General features: G+C 49.1%; 3 protein-coding genes, 2 tRNA genes and 2 rRNA genes (1 of these 7 only partly in view). 1 reads left to right on the top strand and 6 read right to left on the bottom strand.

The features are described from left to right. The 6 genes from DWW52_RS19280 to DWW52_RS19255 form a co-directional block, all read right to left on the bottom strand. Positions 1-2,168, bottom strand: a 23S ribosomal RNA gene (locus DWW52_RS19280); it reaches 718 nt to the left of the window's first position. Between the two features lie 215 nt (positions 2,169-2,383). Next, positions 2,384-2,457, bottom strand: a tRNA-Ala gene (locus DWW52_RS19275). Between the two features lie 74 nt (positions 2,458-2,531). Further along, positions 2,532-2,605: transfer RNA gene (locus DWW52_RS19270), tRNA-Ile, on the bottom strand. Positions 2,606-2,673: 68 nt separating this feature from the next. Continuing rightward, a 16S ribosomal RNA gene (locus tag DWW52_RS19265) occupies positions 2,674-4,197 on the bottom strand. Together the 16S and 23S rRNA genes with 2 tRNA genes alongside form the textbook arrangement of a ribosomal RNA operon. Positions 4,198-5,025: 828 nt before the next feature. Then, a complete protein-coding gene (cdaA, locus tag DWW52_RS19260; RefSeq protein WP_118717424.1) occupies positions 5,026-5,814 on the bottom strand; it encodes a diadenylate cyclase CdaA in 789 nt (262 codons plus the stop codon). Between the two features lie 85 nt (positions 5,815-5,899). After that, complete coding sequence (locus DWW52_RS19255; RefSeq protein ID WP_118717422.1) at positions 5,900-6,766, bottom strand: DMT family transporter; 867 nt, start codon at positions 6,764-6,766, stop codon at positions 5,900-5,902. Positions 6,767-6,889: 123 nt separating this feature from the next. On the opposite strand from DWW52_RS19255, the gene DWW52_RS19250 reads away from it, so the two are divergent. After that, entirely contained in the window at positions 6,890-7,525 is a 636-nt protein-coding gene (locus DWW52_RS19250) for an outer membrane lipoprotein carrier protein LolA (RefSeq protein WP_118717420.1), read from the top strand. Position 7,526 lies beyond the last annotated feature (1 nt).

Here is a 7,526-nt window from a genome sequence, read left to right as displayed (position 1 = left end):
CACGATTCCTGGCGAAACCGCTTCATTGCCTCCGACCTATCCTACACGTCCCGTGCCCGGGAACAACGCGAAGCTGCAGTAAAGGTTCACGGGGTCTTTCCGTCCCGTCGCGGGTACCCGGCATCTTCACCGGAACTACAATTTCACCGAGCTCATGGTCGAGACAGTGCCCAGATCGTTACACCATTCGTGCAGGTCGGAACTTACCCGACAAGGAATTTCGCTACCTTAGGACCGTTATAGTTACGGCCGCCGTTTACCGGGGCTTCAATTCAAACCTTCTCGTTGCCGATGAGCTCTCCTCTTAACCTTCCGGCACCGGGCAGGTGTCAGGCCATATACGTCATCTTTCGATTTGGCATAGCCATGTGTTTTTGGTAAACAGTCGCCTGGGCCATTACTCTGCGGCTCTATCACTAGAGCGTCCTTTTTCCCGAAGTTACAGGACTATTTTGCCTAGTTCCTTGACCATGAATCACTCGAGCGCCTTGGTATATTCTACCCGACCACGTGTGTCCGTTTACAGTACGGGTCCTCGTCACTTGAAGTTTAGCGGGTTTTCTAGGGGGTAAATTGCCGGGATGCTATCCACTCGACCGGGGTCTCGCGGTACTATCGGCTTTCGCCTCGGGTGGCGGGCTTGACTACCACCCTCATCGGGTACGGCCTTCAACGCGGTATTCCGTCAGCGCGCGATCCCTTCATCACCCCGTCACCGCGTTACGGTGACGAGAAGCACGGGAATATTAACCCGTTTCTCGTCGGCATCCCCCTTCGGGTTAGCCTTAGAGGCCGGCTGACCCCCGGCTGATTGACATTGCCGGGGAATCCTTGGTCTTACGGCGTGGGGGGTTCTCGCCCCCATTATCGTTACTTATGCCTACATTTGCTTTTCATGCCGCTCCAGTCACTCTCGCGGGTGACCTTCGACGCGGGCAGGAATGCTCTCCTACCGGTCAGTTTTTAACTGACCCCACGGCTTCGGTTGACGGTTTGATGCCCGTGTATTATCCACGCGGGATCGCTCGACTAGTGAGCTGTTACGCACTCTTTAAATGAATGGCTGCTTCCAAGCCAACATCCTAGCTGTCTCCGCGATCCCACCTCGTTTTATCAACTTAACCGTCCATCCGGGACCTTAGCCGGTGGTCTGGGTTCTTCCCCTCTCGTCCGCGGACCTTAGCACCCGCGGGCTCACTCCATGGTTTGATGTTCTAGCATTCGGAGTTTATCCGGATTTGATAGGCGGTGAAGCCCTCGCGTCCAATCAGTAGCTCTACCTCTAGAACAGAACACCACAGGCTGCACCGAAATGCATTTCGGAGAGTACGAGCTATTTCCCAGTTTGATTGGCCTTTCACCCCTACCCTCGCGTCATCCGAAAACTTTTCAACGTTTACCGGTTCGGTCCTCCATCCCGTGTTACCGGGACTTCAACCTGCACGAGGGTAGATCACAAGGTTTCGCGTCTAGCGCCACCAACTCGACGCCCTGTTAAGGCTCGCTTTCACTTCGGCTAACGGGCCTGAAGCCCTTAACCTCGCTGGTGACGACTAACTCGTAGGCTCATTATGCAAAAGGCACGCCGTCACTGCACAAGGCAGCTCCGACCGCTTGTAGGCGCGCGGGTTCAGGGTCTATTTCACCCCCCTGCTCGGGGTACTTTTCACCTTTCCCTCGCGGTACTGGTTCACTATCGGTCTCTCGGGAGTATTTAGCCTTGCCAGGGGGTCCTGGCGAATTCAGGCAGGATTCCTCGTGTCCCGCCCTACTCGGGATACCACTATCTTCGATGTCACTGTCGTGCACGGGGCTATCCCCCTCCGCGGCTTACCTTTCCAGGTAATTGCTCTTCGTTCATCGTCGAATGGCGTGGTCCCATGCCCCCGGTATCGCCGAAACGGTCCCGGTTTGGGCTCTTCCCCGTTCGCTCGCCACTACTGGGGGAATCACTGTTGTTTTCTTCTCCTGCGGGTAATGAGATGTTTCAGTTCCCCGCGTTCGCTTGCGTGTAACGCATGACCGTCATCCAGACGGCCGGGTTGCCCCATTCGGAAATCCACGGGTCAAGGGTTACTTGCACCTCGCCGTGGCCTATCGCGGCTTATCACGTCCTTCATCGCCTCCGAGAGCCTAGGCATCCACCGCGCGCCCTTAATCGTTCACGTTCGTTAGACTCGTGTGTCTAAATTATCTACCTTGCCGTCGTGTCACCACGACAGCGGCTCTATGGTTATACTACATTTATTCTTCGTGGATCAAATGATCCATTAACGTTCCAGCATGTCAAAGAACTTTCATTCAACGCAAAATTGAAAGTTGAAGATTGAAAATGAAAAATCACTATCAACATCTACTTCCAGTCTTGTCAATGAACTTCAAGTGGAGAATAAGGGAGTCGAACCCTTGACCTCCTGAATGCAAATCAGGCGCTCTAGCCAACTGAGCTAATCCCCCGGCTCAAGCAAGATAAAAACTAAAAGTTTAAAGATAAAAGTTTGGATCTTTTACCTGTTAGTTTTTAACTCTTGTAGTCCCTCGCGGAGTTGAACCGCGGACCTCTACATTATCAGTGTAGCGCTCTAACCAACTGAGCTAAGAGACTATGGTTAACCCGTGAAGGGCTTTCTGTAAACGTGAATTTCGTAGCGAGCAACATGAACTCGTCTCCAGAAAGGAGGTGTTCCAGCCGCACCTTCCGGTACGGCTACCTTGTTACGACTTAGCCCCAGTTACCGGTATTACCCTAGCCCGTTCCTCGCGGTCACGATCTTCAGGTACTCCCGGCTTCCATGGCTTGACGGGCGGTGTGTACAAGGCCCGGGAACGTATTCACCGCGCCATGGCTGATGCGCGATTACTAGCGAATCCAACTTCGTGGAGTCGGGTTGCAGACTCCAGTCCGAACTACGACCGGCTTTAGAGATTGGCATCCAGTCACCTGGTAGCGGCCCTCTGTACCGGCCATTGTAACACGTGTGTAGCCCCGGGTGTAAGGGCCGTGCTGATTTGACGTCATCCCCGCCTTCCTCGCACCTTACGGTGGCAGTCTCGACAGAGTGCACGGCCGAACCGTTGGCAACTGGCGATAGGGGTTGCGCTCGTTATGGGACTTAACCCGACACCTCACGGCACGAGCTGACGACAACCATGCAGCACCTTGTGAATAGTCTCGAAAGAAATAACCGTTTCCAGCTAATGCAATCCACATTTAAACCCGGGTAAGGTTCCTCGCGTATCATCGAATTAAACCACATGTTCCTCCGCTTGTGCGGGCCCCCGTCAATTCCTTTGAGTTTCATCGTTGCCGACGTACTCCCCAGGTGGCTCACTTAATACTTTCGCTTGAACCCGGACGGTGTATCGCCCAGATCCAGTGAGCATCGTTTACGGCGTGGACTACCAGGGTATCTAATCCTGTTCGCTACCCACGCTCTCGCGCATCAGCGTCAGATAAAGGCTGGGAAGCTGCCTTCGCTATCGGGGTTCCAAGTGATATCTATGCATTTCACCGCTACTTCACTTGTTCCGCCTCCCTCGACTTCTCTCTAGGGCGCCAGTTTCAACGGCGTGCTACAGTTTAGCTGCAGTCTTTTACCGCTGACTTGGCGTCCCGCCTACGCGCCCTTTAAACCCAATAAATCCGGATAACGCTCGCATCCCCCGTATTACCGCGGCTGCTGGCACGGAGTTAGCCGATGCTTATTCACGAGATACTGGCATCAAAGCACGCGTGCTTCTTATTCTTCTCTCGTAAAAGAGGTTTACAGGCCATAGACCATTCTTCCCTCACGCGACTTGGCTGGTTCAGGCTCTCGCCCATTGACCAATATTCCTCACTGCTGCCTCCCGTAGGAGTCTGGACCGTGTCTCAGTTCCAGTGTGGGGGACCTTCCTCTCAGAACCCCTGGACATCGTCGGCTTGGTGGGCCGTTACCCCGCCAACTACCTAATGTCGCGCGTGCCCGTCCCGTACCACCGGGGTTTTAAATCCCCCATCATGCGATGGAAGAGTGTTATGGGATGTTAGTCCACGTTTCCGCGGGTTATCTCCCGGTACGGGGTTGGTTGCACACGTGTGACTCACCCGTGCGCCGGTCGCCACCAGTGTATTGCTACACCGTGCTGCCCCTCGACTTGCATGTGTTAAGCCTGTCGCTAGCGTTCATCCTGAGCCAGGATCAAACTCTTCATTGTAAAATATTATTCAGAAATTTTTCTGGCCGGGTCATGTGTTTTATGAATCTCGACTTCTCGTCGATTCCGATTCACGCTCGCTACGTTTTGTTCATTTCAATATCTTAAAGAACTCTTTTTGTCTTGTAAAACTTTCACTCATTTTTGAAGCGAAAGCGGATGCAAAGATAAATCGTTTTTCTGTCTACTTCCAAATTTTTTCGCAAGTTTTTTCAAACTTTTTTTTCTTGACTCTCGTAATCATTCATTTTGAACAATTAAATCAAGTAAGCGATCCCTTCCGATTTTACTTATCAACATCTCAAGAACTCTGCTAAAACCTCCGTGATTTGTGCTGTTTTGCCCATCCTCTCTTCCGTTTTAGCGGGTGCAAAGATAAGGCAATTAAATCTCCTTCTCCAAATATTTTCATCATTATTTTTCAACTTTTTTACAACTCACTAAAGAACAAGGCCTTAAAATTGATCATTTTTCACGGGATTAAAAAAGAATTACCAAACAACAAGGTTCGCTCTTCCATTTCACCCACAGATCACCTTCAGTCCCACTCCCGTCGTGAGTGTCTCTGGAGCGTCTCTGTACTGGAGGTGTAGCGTCTGTGATGCCTTTCTTGTACGGGTTCACTACAGGTTTACCCCAAATTTAATACCTGTACGACAAACGACAGGAGAACAACTATAAACAAATGATTAAACATGTCTTAAGCTTACATCTGTTCGTTATGTCTTCGATATACATTCCTTAAAACAGGGTCTATAGGAACGAAAGTATAACGATGATTTATCGAAGACATAACGAACAGATGTAAGCGAAGGAACGAGGGTGGTATTACTTATTCACGACGAAACCCGTGAAATCGTTATGTAGGAAGCTATTCAATTCCTGTGGAGTAATACGCACTTTAAAATGCCCGTCCTTCACGAAAGATATGTTTCCCGTCTCCTCACTGACCACGACAATGTGGGCATCCGTCACGGAACTCATCCCGATGGCGGCACGATGGCGCAACCCCAGACTTCCCGGAATATTATTATTATCCGAAACCGGTAAAATACATCTTGCCGCTAAAATCTTATTATCCGCGATAATCACGGCCCCGTCATGCAGCGGTGAATTCTTGAAAAAGATATTCTCAAGCAACTCCTCCGTCACGATCGAACGAATGAGCACTCCCGTCTGGGCGTAATTAAACAACTCCGAATTTTGCGACAACACGATCAGGGCACCCGTTTTAGTCTTGGAAAAATAGTCACAAGCCCGCACTATCGCGTCTGCCACCTCATCCTTGATCGACGTTTTCGCGAAGAGTCGCTCCAGGTTAAACAGATTCTGCAAATTATACTTACTACCAAGTAACAAAAGGAATCGCCGCACTTCCTGCTGGAACACGATCAACAAGGCGATCACCCCCATCCCGATGAACTGCCCCAAGATACTGGAAACCAGTTCCATGTTCAAAGCCTTCACCAGCAACCAAGCCACGTAGAAAGTAAAGATTCCCGCGAAGATATTTATCGCAACCGTACCTTTCACCAGCTTGTAAACCTGGTAAAAAATAAAAGCAGCCAACAATATATCCGCTATGGTATAGAAACTTACAGTTATAAATAACAGCATACTATATTCTTAAAAGTCAATTTCATCCGCAAAAATAGCCAAAAATAAATAGGATTCACAAAAAAACAGGATAAGATTTCCCCCGTTATTTTTTCATCCTGTATATCACGATTAAAACAGCGACTATCACGATAAGCAACCCCAGGTAATTGGCGTACGAAAGTTGTTCGTTAAAATACAAGACACCCACGACAATCGCGGTAATCGGTTCCAGAGTTCCCAGAACCGAACTTGTCACGGAACCGATCAATTTCACGGCAGCAACCAGTAGTCGAGCCGAAACGATCGTGCTCAACACGGCCAACTGTAGCATATCCAACAAGAAACGGGGTCTCGTGATCACTTCCATTTTTCCCTGGGCAACGGCTATGATCAAGTAAAAGACGGCAGTAAACAATAACACGTAACACGTGAGTACATCCGGGTTTATTTGTTTCAGCACGGGACGGTTCAGCGCCGTGATATAACACCCGTAAGTGACCGTTGACATCAACACGAAGAATAATCCCAACCATTTCACCTCCCCGGGAGCCCACGACAACAGATATACCCCGCATATCGCCAATACGATCCCGGCCTTTACTTCCAAGGGCAGTCGCTCCTTGTAAAAGATGGCCATTAATATCGCCACGACAACGGGATAAAAGAAATGAATCGCCGTCGCCACCCCCGTGGGCATGTAGTGATATGACCACATCAGGAAGAAAGCCGTGATACCATATCCCCCGACCCCGGCCAGCATGATTTCTTTCGCCTCTTTTCGGGTCAATCGCATGCTCATTTTCCTGATCAACAAATAAATAGCGTACACGATTCCCGCTATACCATACCGATATACCAGTATTGTCTCGTTATTTACGCCATCCAATATAGCCTGATTTGCATATAGTGGAATCAACCCGAAAGTTGCCGCGGATAGCGCGGCGAACAAAATCCCTTTTACCTTATCCATCTCCTGATTCAAAAAACGGTGCGAAAGTAGCAAATTTTCTTATAAGTTTTTGGTTCTACGGGATAATCCCTATATTTGCTTTAGTTTTTAAGAAAAAGGACACAATAAAAACATCACACGAATATGAAGTACATTCTAACATTAATGATTCTAGCCCTTAGCGGCACATTTTTATTTGCACAAACAGACAGCAAGGCGAAGACAATTCTTGACAAAGCCGTGGAACACATAAAATCGTATCCGGCCTTGGAAATCACGTTCGACCTAACCATGATCAATAAAGCGGAAAACATCAAGGAAAACCATCATGGCAAGGCTTTCATGAAGGATAAGATGTACAAGATCGACGTGATGGACGTCACCAACTATTTCGACGGCGAGGTCATCTATACCTACATGCCCGAATCCGAAGAAGTAAATATCAAGAACCCCGACAACAACGAGGAAGAAATGTTGAACCCCACGATCCTGTTCGATATACACAACCAGAAATTCAACCAGAAACTGGTAGAAGAAAAAGACGGCAAAGCCTATATCGAGTTGACGCCCAAAACAGTACACAAGCAGATCAGTAAAATCGGGGTATGGATTAACACGAAAACCAACACCGTCGAGAAAGTCACTTCTTTCGGCAAGGACGGGAATGACATCGAAATCTCGATCAAAGAACTAAAAAAACCGGCCACGGAACTGGATGTGAAGTTTTTCCGTTTTGACAAGGAAGCACATCCGGAAGTCGAGGTAATTGATTTGCGATAAA

Source organism: Odoribacter sp. AF15-53 (genome assembly GCF_003479425.1).
In the GTDB taxonomy this organism is placed as follows: domain Bacteria; phylum Bacteroidota; class Bacteroidia; order Bacteroidales; family Marinifilaceae; genus Butyricimonas.
The sequence above is the reverse complement of the archived record's forward strand: the minus strand, read 5'-3'. Positions and strand labels throughout refer to the sequence as shown.